Genomic DNA, 15,438 nt, shown 5'->3' with positions numbered 1-15,438 from the left:
GTCGAGGAGCTCGAGTCGCTCGAGGCGCCGGGCTTCTGGGAGGGCTTCGCGGTCGGCTCCGTCTTCGCCGGCGCCGTCGTCGGGGGCATCGCCCTCACGTGATCCGGAGGCTCCGGCCTCCACAGCCCCGGGGCTTCCCCGGGCACCCGGAGGGCACCGCCCTCCGACCAGCTGACGCGTCGTGCGCTCTGGCGGGCCCGAATCTCGCCAGAGCGCACCGCGCGCTCAACTCAGCAGCAGACCCCAGCTCCCGTGAAGGACAGGACCGTGACCGCAACCACCAGGGTACTTCCCCAGGACCAGGGGTTGGCAAGCCTCGGTCCTGCCGCTCCGACCACCACCCCCGCTCCCGCCGTCCGCGTGGGGCTCGAGATGCACCCCGACAGCGATGGCGAGCGCTGGATCGTCGCGGACGTGACGACCGGCCGGCAGTGGCGGGTCAACGCCTTCGCCGGCAAGCTGCTCGTCCTGCTCGACGGGGCCCACGACGTCCCGGCGATCGCCGAGGAGCTCGGGCTCGACCCGGCCGTCGTCGCCCAGGCCGTGGGCCGCTTCGCCCAGATGGGCCTGCTCGACACGCCCGCGGAGCCGCACGCCGTGCCCGCCCAGGAGCGGCGCACGACCGCCTCCGCCACCCATGTCGGCGGCAAGCCCAAGCGCTGGCGCTACCGCCCGCCGGGCGTGGTCGAGCTGACGCTCATGGACCCGCGCCGGCTGCTCGACCGGCTGGCCCCCGTCGTACGCCTGCTCTCGACGCCTGCCGCGCAGGTGCTCGTCGCGCTGGTGAGCCTCGCGGGCGTCCTGGCCCTCCTGCTGAGCCTGCCGGCTCTGGGCGCCGAGCTCGGCCGCCCCGCCACCCTGCCCGTCGTCGGCGCGGCCCTCGCGCTCGTCATCGGCGCGACCATGGCGCACGAGCTGGCGCACGCCGGCTCCCTCACGCACGCCGGCCGCCGCGTACCCCGCCTGGGCTTCATGCTGATGTACGGCAGCCCCGCGATGTTCTGCGACGTGAGCGAGGCCTGGCGGCTGCCACCCCGCCGCCGCGTGCTCGTCGCGCTGGCCGGCGCCCGGGTGCACCTGTTCGTCGCCGGCGTCGCCGGCACGGTGGTCGCCACCGCCGGCCCGGGCGGCCTCCGTCAGGTCGCCGCGATGGCCGCCGCCGGCAACCTCACCATGGCCTTCGTCAACCTCTGCCCGTTCGTCAAGTTCGACGGCTACATCGCCCTCATCGGCGGCCTCGACGCCCCGAACCTGCGGGCCAAGTGCATCGGCGAGCTCAACGACATCGTCGCCCGCGTCGTCTTCGGCGGCCGTCGCGAGACCACGACCACCGCTCGCCGGCTGGCCTTCGGGCTCGCCTGCGCCGTCACCGGCCCGCTGCTCCTCCTCGTCGCCCTGCTGTCGTACGCCCCCAGCGTGCTCGCCGTGCTCGGCCCGCTCGGCGGGGGGCTCGTCCTGCTCGTGGCCGTGGTCGTCGCCGCCGAGGTGCTCCGCCGGCTGAGCCTGCGGGACCGGCGCGCCGCCTCGACCGGCGCCGGCATCGCCCGCCGCGCCGCCGGCTGGGCCGGGCTCGCCGCGGTCGCGGTCGCCGCCCTGATGTGGGCCCGCGTCCCGCTGCAGACCTCGACCGTCTACGCCGTCGTCGACGGCCGCGCGGTCGCCGTCCTGCCCGCGACGGGCGAGGACGCCTTCGCCGACGGCGCCTCCGTGCAGCTGCACCGGGCGGGCATCGTCACCTCGCCGGTGGTCGCGACCGGCACCGTCTGCGGCCCGGCCGAGTCCGCGCAGGTCCCCGTCGAGGCCGGCTCCCCGGTCTCCGGAGGCGTGCACCTCAGCATCGAGCGCCGGGTCGTGCCGCTCTGCACGACCGGCGACGTGAGCGCCGCCGACGGCCGGGTTAGCGCCGAGCCCGAGAGCGTCTCGCTCGCCGACTGGGCCCAGGCCCGGATCCTCGACCCGGCCATCGCCCAGCTTCCCTGAACTCCCGATTCCTGAACATTGCATCCCTGAATTCCTCGCCAGAACTCATCATCAGGAGCACCCCGTGGACAACATCGTCGAGCGCACGTCGCTGCAGCAGATCGTCGGTCGGCTCACCGCCTGGGCGCGCGGGGACGTCGCCCCCGGAACGCCCGGCCGCACGGCCATGGCCGTGGTCGAGACCCCCGACGCGGTGGAGTGGCTGAGCGCCGCGGACACCGGGATCGTGGGGGAGGACTCGTACGTCCTCGTCACCCGCAAGACCGCACTGCCGGAGCACGCTCCCGGCCTCTGGGTCTCCTGCAGCGGCGGCGCCGCCGAGGCCGGCGACGAGCTCGGGATCGGCCGCGACTTCTTCCTGCTGACCACCGACTACGCCGCCCTCCGCTACCTGCCGGTCGTCGGCCCGACGGCGGTGCGGCTCACCAACGCCGACGACGTCGAGGCGCTCGCCGCGGACGTGGAGGACGCGCGGCGGACCGGGGACCTCCCCGCCGCCCTCGTGCACCGGGCCGTCGAGCTGGGCGACCGAGGGGCCTTCTCCGGCGCCCCGGCGGGGCTGGACTGGCTCCACGTGGACCGCGACGGCGCCGTCCGGTGCTCGCCGTTCGCGGCGCCCATCGGCTCGGTCGGCGACAGTGCAGACGCGCTGCGTGCCGCGGCCGCCGCGGACCCGCTGCGCGCCCGGCTGCCCGAGGAGGTCGTCGACGGCCTGTCCGCCCTGGACCGCAGGACGCTCGCCGGCTACGTCGCGGCCCTCGACGGGGTGCGCCTGCTGGCCTCCAGCGGCACCGCGGAGTGGCGGGTCTCCGGGTTCGGGCACCAGCTCCTCGACGGAGCGGCGCCGCAGGTCCGTCCCGACCTCCTGCTGCTCGAGGGCGGCGCGCGCTACGTCCTCTTCGACGGGCAGCAGCGCAAGGCGTTCGGCCTCGGGCGCGAGCTCGCCGAGGTCCTCGAGGCCGCCCTGGACGCGGGGGACGAGCAGGCGGCCGTAGACCGCCTCGTGGGCCGCGGCATCCCGGCCCAGCAGGCCCGCGCGCTGCTCACCGGCGCCATCGAGCTCTTCGCGGCCCGCGGCGTCCGCGTCACGTACGCGACGGTGGCCTGAGATGGCCGCCACCCTGACCGCCCCCGCGCTCGGCGGCACCGCCCGCCGGCTCGCGGAGGCCCTGGGCGACACGCTGCGGGTCTCCGACCTCTACGACGGCGGGGCCTGGGTCTACGACCGGATGGTGGAGAACGACACCGCCGAGGTGCCGGAGCTGCTCGCGGCCGCCCGCGGCCTGCGCGGCGACGTGCTCGACCTCGGAGCCGGGAGCGGCCGCCTGACGATGCCGTTCCTCGCCCGCGGCCACCGCGTCGTCGCGCTGGACAACGCGGCGGCGATGCTCGCGGAGCTCGCCCAGCGCGCGGCTCGTCTCCCCGGTCGCCTGCACGACCGGCTCGAGCCGGCTCTCGGTGACATGGCAGCACTGGACTTTGGCGAACGCCGCTTCGACATCGTGCTGCTCGGCACGACCACGGTCAGCCTGCTCGACGACGAGGCTCGGCGCGCCACCTTCCGCGGCGTGCGCGCCCACCTAGCCCCTGGCGGGCGCTTCCTCGTCTCCTCGCTCTGCTTCCCCGCAGGCCGGCGGGCCGAGACGGTCGACGTCGTCGCGCTGGCCTCCCCGTCCGGTGGCACGGCGCTCGCCACGCTCATCGAGGAGCTGCGCCCCGACGAGGGAGCCCGGTCCGTCTCGGTCCTGGTCCAGCACCTCGAGCCGCCGGCGCCTCCCGAGCTCTTCCTGTCCGCCCCGCGCATGGTCGACGAGGCCAGTGTCACCGCCGACCTCGCCGCCGCCGGCCTGGCCGTGACGGCTCGCCAGTCCATCCACACCGCCCCCGACGGCCGCGAGACCGTCCTGTTCACCTGCCACCGCGACGACGAGGGAGAGACCAAGTGACCACCACCGACCGCCCGCTGTGGGAGTTCCTGGTCCCGCCGAGCGCCTACGGCGACCCCTCGCGCACGGCCGTCCGCGCCTCCGGGGTGCGGGTGACGATGGCCGACGGACGGACGCTGCTCTGCGGCACGAGCGGGCTGTGGAACGTCAACTTCGGCTACGGCAACCCCGACATCGCGCAGGCCGTGCACGCGGCGCTGCTCGACGCGTCCTACCTCTCGCTCTTCCGCTACGGCCACGACTACGCCAACCGTGCCGCCGCCGCCCTGCTCGACGCGTGCGGCCGGGACACGTTCGCCCGCGTGCTCTTCTCCACCTCCGGCAGCGCGGCCAACGACACCGTCATGAAGCTCGTCCGGCAGTACGCGGTGCTGCGCGGCGACCGCGGCCGCAAGCTGGTCGTCGGGCTGCGCGGCAGCTACCACGGCCTGACCTACGGCAGCTCGGCGCTGACGGGGGAGGACCTCGGCCAGGAGCTCTACGGCGTCGACCGCAAGCTCGTCCGCCACGTGTCGCCGCACGATGCCGCCGAGCTGCGCGCGCTCTGCGACCGCGAGGGCGACCGCATCGCCGCCCTGGTGCTCGAGCCCGTGCTCGGCACCGGTGCGATCGAGGTGCCCGCCGAGTTCCTCGCCGAAGCGGGCCGGCTGGCCGACGAGCACGGCTTCGTGCTCGTGGCCGACGAGGTCGCGACCGGCTTCCACCGCACCGGGCCGTTCCGCGCGAGCGCTGCCTGGGCCCGCCAGCCGGACCTCGTCGTGCTGTCGAAGGGGCTGACCAACGGCACCTGCGCCGCGTCGGCGATCGTCGTCGGCGAGCGTGTCGTCCGCGAGTTCGACGCCGCGGACGCGGTGTTCCTGCACGGCGAGACGCAGGCCGGGACGCCGCCCACCGCCGCGGCCATCCTCGCGACCCTCGCGGTGGCGCGCGAGGTCGTGGGCGGAGGGCGGGCCGAGGCGCTGGCCGCCCACCTCGACGCGGGCCTCCGGTCGATGGCCGAGGCGTCCGGCGGCCGGCTGCGGCTGACCGGCCGCGGCCTCTTCCGCGGCGTCGTCGTGACCGGCCAGGACGGGCTCCCGCTCGACGGGGCGGCCACCGCGGCCCTCGTCGCCGCCACCCGCCGCGCCGGGGCGATCGTCCACAACGGGCTCGGCGGCATCCAGCTGCTCCCTGCCCTGACCTACTCCGACGCTGAGGTCGACGAGCTGCTCGGCTGCCTCGCGGCCGGGCTGGCCGACGCGCAGAGCATGTCCTTCGCCACCGGCTCGCTGCCGCAGCCGCGGGCCGGCCTGGTGGGTGTGCGGTGAGCGCGCAGCCCGTCCAGTGGGCGGCCTCCACCCGCTGGTGGAGCGGCGACCGGGCGGTCGAGCAGTGCGTGCGGGCGCTCCCGCCGGTACCGCGCACCGTCCTGCTGGTCGACGCGGGCATGGCGGCGACCACGGCCGGCGAGGCGCTGGTCGCCCGGGTCCGCCGCGAGCTCATGCGGGCCGAGCACCCGGTGGACGAGCACGTGCACCAGGCCGGCGCGACGACCGTCGAGGCCGTACGCGACACCGCCGCCCGCTGGCAGGAGTCCGAGGTCGGCCGGGTCGTGGCCGTGGGTGGCGGGTCGACCCTCGACCTCGCGGTGCTGGGGACGCTGCCGCCCGCGCTGCTCGACGGCCCGGCCTGGCGCAGCCGCTGCGGCCTCGTCGCGCTGCCGGCCGCGCGCCCCACTGCGGGGCGAGTGCTCGTGCCCACCACGCTCGGCACCGGTGCCGAGGTGAGCACGTCGGCCTGCTGCGAGCGCGGAGACGGCAAGGTCCTCGTCGTGGGCGCCGCGCTGCGCGGCGACGAGGCCGTGGTCGACCCGGCCGCCACCGACGGCCTTCCGGCATCCCTGTGCGGCGAAGCAGGAATCGAAGTTCTGGCCCGGCTGCTCGTCCCGTTCGCGGGGCCGGGCAGCGACACGGGCGCCCCAGTGCACCACGCGGACGAGCACGTGCTCGCCGACCTGCGGGCGCTCGCGCGCCCGCTGGCGCAGGTCGCCGACGCCCTCGCGGTCGGGGCGGAGGTCGGGCGCGTCGCGCGGCTCGGGCTGGCCACCGTCGGGGCGCACAGCCACCTCGGCTGGGGGCACCTCGGGCGCAGCCCCTTCGCGTCCCCGGTCTGGTACGTCGCGACCGAGCTCGCCGCCGAGCTCGGTGTCAGCAAGGTCCGGGCCACCGCGGCGCTGCTGCCCGTCTGGGCGCGTGCTGTCGTCGGCGGGGACGGCAGGTGGGGCAGTGCGGCGCGGCTGCGCCGGGCCTGGGAGCCGTTCGCCACCACGCTCGCCGACGCCCCGTCCGTGCACCCGCCCCTGCCGGCGGAGCCGGTCGACGGGCTGCAGGAAATGGTCTCGCGCCTGGTTCCGACGCTCGCGCCCGTCTGGGGCACGCACGTCGGGGACGCGGTCGCCGACCGATGCGCGCGGCGCTGGGGTGGCGGGCTCCCGATGCTCGCCGGCCTCGACACGTACGCCGTGGCCGCGCTCGTCGAGGAAGCCCTGGCCGCTTCCGCGAACGGCCCGTCCGCCCTCGACCTCCGGGAGCTCTCGTGCTCGACATGACCGCGACCCTCGACAGCGCCGCCGGGCTCGCCCGCTCCGCGCACCTCGTGCCGCCCGACGAGCTGGGGCTCTGGACCGTCGCCGTCGACGTCGGGCTCGAGGAGTCGCGGACCGAGGCGGCGGGCGACGGCCCCAACCTGCACCTGGTGGGAGCCTGCGGCTGGACCCGGGCCGACGCGCTGATGCGTGGCGCCGGCGAGGCAGTCGAGCGGCTCGCGCTGGTGCCGCCGCCGTCCGAGGCGGGGCGGGCCCGGGTGCCCGCCGGGGCGCCGGGCCGGGTGCTGCTCGGCACGCCGGAGGTCGGCCGCTCCGACCCGCGCCTCGACGCCGTCGACCTGGACTGCCTGCCGGCGGTGGAGCTGCTGGCCGGTGGGGACGGGCAGGGCGTCGAGATGGCGGGCCTGCCGGTCCCCGTGATGCCCGTGCTGCTTCCGGCAGCGGCCGTCGACGACCCCGTACGCGGGCCTGAGCGCCGCTACGTCGACCCCGGGCCGACCGGCGCCGCCGCCGGCCCGGACCTCGCCTTCGCCACCGAGCGCGGGCTGCTCGAGGTCGTGGAGCGGGACGCCGCGCAGTGCGCCTGGGCGTTGCGCCCCCCGCTCCCCGTCGTCCACCCCCTCGACCTGCCCGACGGCGCCCGGCGCGGGGACGGCGGCGCGGCTCGGCAGCTCGAACGCGCGCTGGACGGACTGGAGGTGCAGATCGCTTCGGTGATCCTGCCTTCGGGGATCAGTGGGCTCTCGATCGCCCTCACGATGCTGGTCGACTCCACCGGCCCGCGCCCGGTGCTCGCGTCAGGGGCGAAGTCCGCGTGGTCGACGGTGGAGGCGGTGCAGGGCTCGGCGCGTGAGGCGCTGCAGGTCCTCACCCTGCTGCGCGGGGTCGTCGACCGCCATCCGGCGCTCCCGCCCGGCGCGACGGTCGAGAACGACAGCGACCGCGCCCGCTTCTGCACGACCTCCGCGGCGGTCGACGCGGCCCGCGCCTGGCTCGACCGCTGCCGCCCGGCCGTCGCGGCCGACCTCGGAACCGCGGCCGACCTCGGAGCCGCGGCCGACCTCGACCTCCGCGCCGTGGCCCCTGACGACGTGCCGGGCCGGGTCGAGCACCTCGTGAACGCCCTGCGGGCGCAGGGCCTGCGCCCGCTGGTCTGCGACCTGACCCCCCGGCTGCCCGCACCGGTCCGGAGCCTCGGCTGGAACGCGGTGCACGCCCTCGTGCTCGGCGCCCAGCCGCTGCGCATGGACGAGCGGCCGGCCTGGTCGTGGGTGCGGCCACGGCTCGAGGACCGGGCCCGGGCCTGGGGCGTACCGGTGCCGGCCGTCCTCGGCGAGCTGCCGCCGCAGCCGCTGGTCTGAGCTCCTCGCCCTCTGGCCGCTGCCGGCCACTTCTGACCTCTTCTGGCGAGGAGGCTGCGACGGTCAACCGCGGCAGCACTGCCGCGGTTGACCGTTCGCGTACCCATTACTCCGCTCATCCGGCGGGCCGTTCCGGACCGCCGGCCCACGGCACCGACGAGGCCATGGCCCGGTCCCCACGGCCCCTCACTCCACCATCCCGTTCCGAGGAGCTCCCATGACCACGTCCCGCACGGCCCGGGCCCTGTCCGCGCTCGGCCTCGGCGTCACCGTCGCGTTGATGTCCGGCCCCCTCGGGGCGTCGCCCGCAGGGGCGGTGACGATCCGGATCGCGCCGATCAAGCTGCCGCCGGCCACGCCGCCGGCCGTCTACTGCCTGCACGGGCTGAGCGTGCCGCTGGTGGTCGCGCCGTCGTGCCCGCCGGGGCGGACGGCGCGGGCGCGCGCGTGAGCGGCGCCGTCCCGGGTGCCGGGACGCGCTGCTGCGGCGGGTGCCCTACCGTTCAAGGATGAGCAGCAGCGCCCCCGACGTCTTCAGCGCCGGCGGCACCGTGGGCGCGGACCTCGCCCGGGTGGACTGGGAGCGTACGCCGCTCGGCCCTCCCGAGCAGTGGAGCCGGTCGCTGCGCGCGGTCGTGCAGCTGCTTCTGTCCTCGCGGTTCTCCATGTGGATGGCCTGGGGCCCGGAGCTGACCTTCTTCTGCAACGACGCCTACCGCCGGGACACCCTCGGCAAGAAGTACCCCTGGGCGCTCGGCCGGCCGGCGCCTGAGGTCTGGGCCGAGATCTGGGGCGACATCGGCCCGCGCATCGACAGCGTGATGTCCACGGGCACGGCCACCTGGGACGCCGGCCTGCTGCTCTTCCTGCAGCGCAGCGGCTACCGCGAGGAGACCTACCACACGTTCTCCTACAGCCCGCTGCGCGGCGACGGCGGCGACATCGAGGGCATGCTCTGCGTCGTCAGCGAGGACACCGACCGGGTCATCGGCGAACGGCACCTGCAGACGCTGAGCGGCCTCGGTGCAGCGCTGGCGTCGGCACGGACGGAGCGGGAGGTGGCCGCCGCCGCGGCCCTCCGGCTGGGGGAGGACCAGCAGTCGCTGCCCTTCACCCTCGTCTACGGGCTGGAGGAGGGCGGGGACGTCGCCCGGCTGCTCGCGGCGAGCGGCGTCGGCCCGGGGGCAGCCGTCGCCCCGGAGACGGTCGTCGACGACGGCGACGCCCCCTGGCCGGTCAAGCAGCAGGCCGACGGGCGGGCAGTGCTCGTCGAGGGGCTGGCCGAGCGCTTCGATGAGGTGCCGCGCGGCGCGTGGGACGACCCGCCCGTCTCGGCATACGTCGTGCCCTTCGGCCAGCAGTCCGAGGCCGCGCCGTCCGGCTTCCTCGTCGCCGCCCTCAACCCCTACCGCCCGTTCGACGACGCCTACCGCGCCTTCGTGGAGCTGGTGGCGGGCCAGGTGGCCGCCGGCATCGCGACCGCCCGCGCGTACGAGTCCGAGCGGCTGCGCGCGGAGCGGCTGGCCGAGCTGGACCGGGCGAAGACCGCGTTCTTCACCAACGTCAGCCACGAGTTCCGCACCCCGCTCACCCTGCTGCTCGGCCCCGCCGAGGACGCCCTGCGCGACGCCGAGCGGCCGTTGCCCCCGGGCCAGCGCGAGCGCGTCGAGGTCGTGGTGCGCAACGGCCAACGCCTGCTCAAGCTCGTCAACGACCTGCTCGACTTCAGCCGGCTCGAGGCCGGCAGCAGGCCCGGCCTCTTCGAGCAGGTCGACCTCGCCGCGGAGACGGCCGAGCTGGCCCGCGCCTTCAGCGAGGCCGTCGAGCGGGCCGGGCTGACCCTCGTCGTCGACTGCGCGCCGCTGACCGAGCGCTACTGGGTCGACCGGGACCTGTGGGCGAAGATCGTGCTCAACCTGCTCTCGAACGCGCTGAAGTTCACGCCCTCGGGCGGCATCACGGTGCGCCTGCAGCCGGTCGACGGGGGAGTCCGCCTCGACGTCAGCGACACCGGCATCGGCATCGCGGACAAGGACCGCGAAGGGCTCTTCGACCGGTTCACCCGCGTGGCGGGGGTCGAGTCACGTACGCACGAGGGTTCAGGGATCGGGCTTGCCCTCGTCGCCGAGCTCTCCGCCCTGCACGGCGGCACCGTCGACGTCGCGAGCGTGCCGGGCGAGGGCAGCACCTTCAGCGTGACGCTGCCGGCCGGCGCGGAGCACCTGCCTGCCGACCAGCTCGCCACCGTGCCCACGCCGGACTCGCTCGCGGGCCAGCGCGTGCAGGCCTTCGTCGCCGAGGCGGCGCGCTGGAACGTGTCGGCGGACGCCGCCACGACGCGCCGGGCAGCGGCCGCCGACCGGCCACGCGTCCTCGTGGTGGACGACAACGCGGACATGCGCGACTACGTGGCCGGCCTGCTGCAGGGGGACTACGACGTCCGGACCGCGGGCGATGGCGAGGCCGGGCTGGCCGCCGCGCTCGAGGACCCGCCCGACCTGGTCCTCACCGACGTGATGATGCCCAAGCTCGACGGGTTCGAGCTGCTCGCCGAGCTGCGCCGGGACGCCCGCACGGCCACCACCCCGGTCGTCATGCTGTCGGCCCGGGCGGGGGAGGAAGCGACGGTCGAGGGGCTGGACGCGGGCGCGGACGACTACCTCGTCAAGCCGTTCTCGGCGATCGAGCTCCGCGCCCGGGTGCGTGCCGCCCTCGAGCTGGACCGCGTACGCCGCAACCGCGCGCAGCTGCAGCGCCAGCAGGAGCTGCTGGACCAGGCCCAGCGGCTGGCCCGCGTCGGCAGCTGGGAGCTCGACCTCGCCTCTGGGGCGGTGGTCGGGTCGCCGGAGTTCCGGCGCCAGATGGGGATGACGGCCGCGGAGCTGCTCACCGGGCAGGCACCGCACCTTCCCAGCCTGCGCCCGGAGGACGAGGAGCGGGTCCGCGCCGCCATCGACGCGGCCGCGCAGGGCGCCCCGATGGACTACGAGGTCGATGTGATCGGCATCGACGGCTCGGTCCGGACCTTCCGCACCATCGGCGCCCTCGAGCGCGACGCCGACGGCAACCCGCTCCGGCTCTACGGCAGCAACCAGGACGTCACCGAGCAGCGCGAGGCCGAGCGCGCCCTCGCCGCCGCGGCGGCCGCCCAGGAGGCCGCTGCCCGCGAGCACTCCATCGCCGACGAGCTGCAGCGCAGCCTGCTCCCCGCCCGCTCGTTCGCCCCCGACCACCTGCAGGTCGCCACGTTCTACCGCGCGGGCGTCGAGGGCACCCAGGTCGGCGGCGACTGGTACGACGTGATCGAGCTCGGCGCGGGCCGCACGGCGCTCGTCCTCGGCGACGTCATGGGCCGCGGCGTCCGGGCGGCGGCGGTCATGGGCCAGCTGAGCGCGGCCGTGCGGGCGTACGCCCGGCTCGACCTGCCGCCGGCGGACCTGCTCGAGCTGCTCGACGGCGTCGTGCGTGACCTCGGCGACGACCAGATCGTCACCTGCGTCTACGCGGTCTACGACCCGGGCGAGCAGGCGCTCACCTACGCCAACGCGGGGCACCTGCCGCCGCTGCTGGCGCTGCCCGGCGGGGATGTCCAGCGGCTCGACGGGGTGTCCGGCCCGCCGCTGGGCGCCGGCCGCCCGGGGCTGCGCGAGCACCGGGTCGAGCTGCCGCCCGGCACCGGCCTGCTGCTCTACACCGACGGGCTCGTGGAGCGGCGCGACTCCGACATCGACGCGGGCATCGACGCCCTCGTCGCAGAGCTCGAGCGGGTGACGCTGCTGGCCGACGGCGTGCCCGAGGCGCTCGTCTCGGCGATGCTGCCGCACGGCCCGGACGACGACATCGCGATCCTGCTCGCGCGCGTGCAGGGCCCGGCCGCGGCTCGCGTCGCGAGCATGCACGTGCCCTCGCAGGGCAGCGCGGTGGTCGACGCGCGCCACTTCGTCGCCGCGACGCTCACCGGCTGGGACGTGCCGGGCGACCGGCAGGACGACGTGATCCTGCTCGTCAGCGAGCTGGTGACCAACGCGATCGTGCACGGGCGGCCGCCCGTCGAGCTGCGCATCCGGCACGCCGGCGACTCGGTCGTGCTCGAGGTGATCGACTCGGCGACCTACTACCCGCGGCGGATGCGCCCCACCGAGGACGACGAGCACGGCCGCGGGCTGCAGCTCGTCTCACTGCTCGCCGAGCGGTGGGGCACCCGCCCTACCGGCTCCGGCAAGGCCGTGTGGTGCGTCGTCCCGGTGGGGTGAGGCGCGTCGCCCAACCGCGGAGGCTTGCTGCGCAAGGGCGTCACCCCGCCTCGGGCGCCCCCGGCCCGGCCGGGTCGTGCCCGGACAGGATGTCGTCGGCGTCGACGATGCGGTAGGCGTAGCCCTGCTCGGCCAGGAAGCGCTGCCGGTGGGCGGCGTAGTCCTGGTCAAGGGTGTCGCGCGCGACGACGGAGTAGAACCGCGCTGCGCGGCCGTCGGACTTCGGGCGCAGCACGCGCCCGAGCCGCTGGGCCTCCTCCTGGCGGGAGCCGAAGGTGCCGGACACCTGGACGGCGACGGCCGCCTCGGGCAGGTCGATGGAGAAGTTCGCGACCTTGCTGACCACGAGCCGGGTGATCTCGCCGGTGCGGAACGCGTCGAAGAGCCGCTCGCGCTCCTTGACCGTCGTCTCGCCCTTGATGACCGGGGCGTCGAGCCGTTCGCCGAGGTCGTCGAGCTGGTCGATGTACTGGCCGATCACGAGCAGCCGCTCGCCCTGGTGCTGGTCGGCGATGCTCTTGACGACCCGGGACTTCGACGCCGTCGTGGAGCAGAGCCGGTAGCGCTCGTCCGGCTCGGCCGTCGCGTACGCCAGCCGCTCGGACTCGGTCAGGGTGACGCGCACCTCGACGCAGTCCGCGGGCGCGATGTAGCCCTGCGCCTCGATGTCCTTCCATGGCGCGTCGTAGCGCTTCGGGCCGATGAGCGAGAACACGTCGCCCTCACGGCCGTCCTCGCGCACCAGCGTCGCGGTGAGGCCGACGCGGCGGCGCGCCTGGATGTCGGCGGTGAAGCGGAAGACCGGCGCGGGGAGCAGGTGGACCTCGTCGTAGACGACCAGGCCCCAGTCGCGGGCGTCGAGCAGCTCGAGATGGGGGTACATCCCCTTCCGCTTGAGCGTCAGCACCTGGTAGGTCGCGATCGTGACGGGGCGGACCTCCTTCTTGGAGCCGCTGTACTCCCCGATCTCGTCCTCCGTGAGGCTCGTGCGCTTGAGCAGCTCGTTGCGCCACTGCCGGGCGGACACGGTGTTGGTGACGAGGATCAGCGTCGTGGCCTTGGCCTGCGCCATCGCGGCCGCGCCGACGAGGGTCTTGCCGGCACCACACGGCAGAACTACGACTCCTGAACCACCATGCCAGAATCCCTCGACGGCCTCGCGCTGGTAGGGGCGCAGCGTCCAGCCGTCCTCCAGCAGCTCGATCGGGTGCGCTTCGCCGTCGACGTAGCCCGCGAGGTCCTCGGCGGGCCAGCCGAGCTTGAGCAGCACCTGCTTGAGGTGGCCGCGCTCGGAGGGGTGCACGACGACGCTGTCGTCGTCGAGCCGGGCGCCGACCAGCGGGGCGATCTTCTTGCTGCGCAGCACCTCCTCGAGCACGGGGCGGTCGTTGCTGTGCAGCACGAGCCCGTGCGTGGGGTGCTTCTCCAGGCGGAGCCGGCCGTAGCGGTCCATCGTCTCCGCCACGTCGACGAGCAGCGCGTGCGGGACGGAGTAGCGGCTGTAGCGCAGGAGCGTGTCGACGACCTGCTCGGCGTCGTGGCCGGCCGCCCGCGCGTTCCAGAGCCCCAGCGGCGTGAGCCGGTAGGTGTGCACGTGCTCCGGCGCGCGCTCGAGCTCGGCGAACGGCGCGATCTCGCGACGGGCGTCGTCGGCCGACGGATGGTCGACCTCGAGCAGCAGGGTCTTGTCGGACTGGACGATCAGCGGGCCGTCGGTCACGCAGCAGCTCCGGAGGATGGCGGGTGGTCTAGCCCAGTGTGAACCACTCCGGAGCCACCGGTCTTCCCGCCGGCCGGCGCGTAGCGGGTCAGGCGTCCTCGGTGCCGGTCAGCGCTAGGGCGGGCTCGGTCTCGTCGAGCGGGAGCCCGGCGTCGAGCAGCCGCAGCTGCGCCGCCTTCACCCCGGCCTCGAACCTGCTGCGCGCGCCGACCTCGTCCATGACCTCAGCGATCCGGCGCCGGCAGGTGCGCAGCGACATGCCCAGCGTGCGCGCGATCGCCTCGTCCTTCATGCCGCGCGCCAGCATCTCCAGCAGGGTCCGGCGCATGCTGTCGCGCAGGTCCGGAGTCATGCCCTCGTCGCCGAACGGCGCGGCGTTCTGCCAGTTCTGCTCGAACAGGTCGCAGAGGTACTCCACGACGTCGGACTGGCGCAGCACCGTCGCGCCGCCGCCGCTGGAGCTGCGCGAGATGAAGGCGAGCTTGCGGTCGAACGCGACCAGCCGGCCGGTGACGATCTCGGTCGTGCGCACCTCGCCGCCCGCCGCGGTGAGCGCGCGGACGTACGCCTGGGTGACCGGGCAGGCGCGCGCGGAGTGCTGCAGCAGCGAGCGCATGCGTACGCCGCGCTGCAGCAGCTGCACGTCCCGCGCGAGCGCGTCGGCCACCATCTCCGGCTCGATCCGGCCGCCCGCGTGGGCGCCGAGCACCTCGAGCGTGCACTGCTCGGCCGCGTCCGTGAGCACGTGGCGCACCCGCTCGGCCTGGTCGAGCAGCTCGATGGCCTCCTCGCCCTGGTGCTGCGGGAGCGCGTCGCGGTAGATCTGCTCCAGCGCCTCGAGGTCCGCGCGCAGCCGCTCGGCCTCGTTCTGGCGCCGGCGGATCTCCGCGTCGATCGGGCCCAGTGTCGCGGCGGCGGCCGTCCGGGGGCTCATGGCGGCCCAGCCCGCGCCCGCGTCGTCGGTGCGCACGAGCGAGAGCTCCGCCAGCCGCGTGAGCGCCGCCTCGGTCTCCTCGGCGGGCAGCCCGCACGCCTGCGCGAGCACCGCGACGGAAGCGCCCGGCCGGCTCACGACGTGCCGGTAGACCAGGGCCACGTTCTCGTCGAGAGCGCTGCCGTCGTACGCAGCCGCGGGCTGCGGCTGAACTGCCGGACCGGTCATCGCGCTGTTCTCCGTGCGGGGGCTCGGCGGCTTCAGGCAGTGCCCGCGCACGCACTCTAGGCAGCTCTTCGACGCGTGAGCAACGCGTTCCGGACATTTTCGTCCGTCCGCTGTCGCGCGCCGGTGAGTCGCCGAGCGGCGCCGGTGTGGCTACTCGGTGTCAGGCAACAAGGTGCCACCGCCAACCCGTGGACGCGGCCGCCGGACGGGGCCGAAGGTGAGGACGTCGCCGAGGCGAGGCCGAAAAGCCCGCTGCAGGCGAACGATTCCCGACTTTTTCCCTTGCGCAGATGGAGGCTCCCGTGAACATCTCCCGGCTCGCTCGTCTGGCTGTTCTCCCGCTCGTCTCCGGCGTCGTCGTCATCGGTGGGGCGGGCGCCGCCACCGCCGCCGAGTCCGCGGTCACGCCCACCTCGACCGCCTCCACGACCG

11 protein-coding genes are annotated in these 15,438 nt (G+C 75.3%); 9 read left to right on the top strand and 2 right to left on the bottom strand.

Annotated elements, in window-relative coordinates; genetic code table 11:
* The 9 genes from G9H71_RS25575 to G9H71_RS17520 form a co-directional block, all read left to right on the top strand.
* Positions 1 to 102 (top strand): daptide-type RiPP (locus tag G9H71_RS25575; RefSeq protein ID WP_407939775.1); only part of this gene is annotated, 102 nt, incomplete at its 5' end.
* Between the two features lie 165 nt (positions 103 to 267).
* Positions 268 to 1,980: a M50 family metallopeptidase gene (locus G9H71_RS17555; RefSeq protein WP_166284093.1), complete on the top strand. Its 1,713-nt coding sequence runs from the start codon at positions 268 to 270 to the stop codon at positions 1,978 to 1,980.
* Between the two features lie 64 nt (positions 1,981 to 2,044).
* Positions 2,045 to 3,088 carry a daptide biosynthesis RiPP recognition protein gene (mpaB, locus tag G9H71_RS17550; RefSeq protein WP_166284092.1) on the top strand — a complete coding sequence of 348 codons (1,044 nt, stop codon included), beginning with the start codon at positions 2,045 to 2,047 and terminating at the stop codon, positions 3,086 to 3,088.
* A gap of 1 nt (position 3,089) precedes the next feature.
* Positions 3,090 to 3,926 carry a daptide-type RiPP biosynthesis methyltransferase gene (gene mpaM, locus G9H71_RS17545; RefSeq protein WP_166284091.1) on the top strand — a complete coding sequence of 279 codons (837 nt, stop codon included), beginning with the start codon at positions 3,090 to 3,092 and terminating at the stop codon, positions 3,924 to 3,926.
* Positions 3,923 to 5,233: a daptide-type RiPP biosynthesis aminotransferase gene (gene mpaD, locus G9H71_RS17540; protein ID WP_331273080.1), complete on the top strand. Its 1,311-nt coding sequence runs from the start codon at positions 3,923 to 3,925 to the stop codon at positions 5,231 to 5,233. The genes mpaM and mpaD overlap by 4 nt, the downstream gene beginning before the upstream one ends.
* A complete protein-coding gene (locus tag G9H71_RS17535; protein ID WP_166284090.1) occupies positions 5,230 to 6,513 on the top strand; it encodes an iron-containing alcohol dehydrogenase in 1,284 nt (427 codons plus the stop codon). Before mpaD ends, G9H71_RS17535 begins: the two co-directional genes overlap by 4 nt.
* Positions 6,510 to 7,871 carry a YcaO-like family protein gene (locus G9H71_RS17530; RefSeq protein ID WP_166284089.1) on the top strand — a complete coding sequence of 454 codons (1,362 nt, stop codon included), beginning with the start codon at positions 6,510 to 6,512 and terminating at the stop codon, positions 7,869 to 7,871. Before G9H71_RS17535 ends, G9H71_RS17530 begins: the two co-directional genes overlap by 4 nt.
* Before the next feature lie 217 nt (positions 7,872 to 8,088).
* Positions 8,089 to 8,322, top strand: coding sequence for a hypothetical protein (locus G9H71_RS17525; RefSeq protein ID WP_166284088.1), 234 nt, complete (start codon positions 8,089 to 8,091; stop codon positions 8,320 to 8,322).
* Positions 8,323 to 8,380: 58 nt separating this feature from the next.
* Positions 8,381 to 12,124, top strand: coding sequence for a SpoIIE family protein phosphatase (locus tag G9H71_RS17520; RefSeq protein ID WP_166284087.1), 3,744 nt, complete (start codon positions 8,381 to 8,383; stop codon positions 12,122 to 12,124).
* Between the two features lie 40 nt (positions 12,125 to 12,164).
* Here G9H71_RS17520 and G9H71_RS17515 read toward each other — a convergent pair whose 3' ends face one another.
* Positions 12,165 to 13,844, bottom strand: coding sequence for a DNA repair helicase XPB (locus G9H71_RS17515; protein ID WP_331273079.1), 1,680 nt, complete (start codon positions 13,842 to 13,844; stop codon positions 12,165 to 12,167).
* An 88-nt stretch (positions 13,845 to 13,932) separates the two neighbouring features.
* Complete coding sequence (locus G9H71_RS17510) at positions 13,933 to 15,006, bottom strand: helix-turn-helix domain-containing protein (protein WP_166284086.1); 1,074 nt, start codon at positions 15,004 to 15,006, stop codon at positions 13,933 to 13,935.
* Between the last annotated feature and the right edge of the window lie 432 nt (positions 15,007 to 15,438).

The sequence above is a fragment of the Motilibacter deserti genome, from assembly GCF_011250635.1.
GTDB lineage: Bacteria > Actinomycetota > Actinomycetes > Motilibacterales > Motilibacteraceae > Motilibacter_A > Motilibacter_A deserti.
The sequence above is the reverse complement of the archived record's forward strand: the minus strand, read 5'-3'. Positions and strand labels throughout refer to the sequence as shown.

Excerpts from the sequence above, each read along its gene's own strand:
- mpaM (WP_166284091.1), top strand. The coding sequence starts at position 3,090 with ATGGCCGCCACCCTGACCGCCCCCGCGCTCGGCGGCACCGCCCGCCGG.
- G9H71_RS17530 (WP_166284089.1), top strand. The coding sequence starts at position 6,510 with ATGACCGCGACCCTCGACAGCGCCGCCGGGCTCGCCCGCTCCGCGCAC.
- G9H71_RS17525 (WP_166284088.1), top strand. The coding sequence starts at position 8,089 with ATGACCACGTCCCGCACGGCCCGGGCCCTGTCCGCGCTCGGCCTCGGC.
- G9H71_RS17520 (WP_166284087.1), top strand. The coding sequence starts at position 8,381 with ATGAGCAGCAGCGCCCCCGACGTCTTCAGCGCCGGCGGCACCGTGGGC.
- G9H71_RS17510 (WP_166284086.1), bottom strand. The coding sequence starts at position 15,006 with ATGACCGGTCCGGCAGTTCAGCCGCAGCCCGCGGCTGCGTACGACGGC.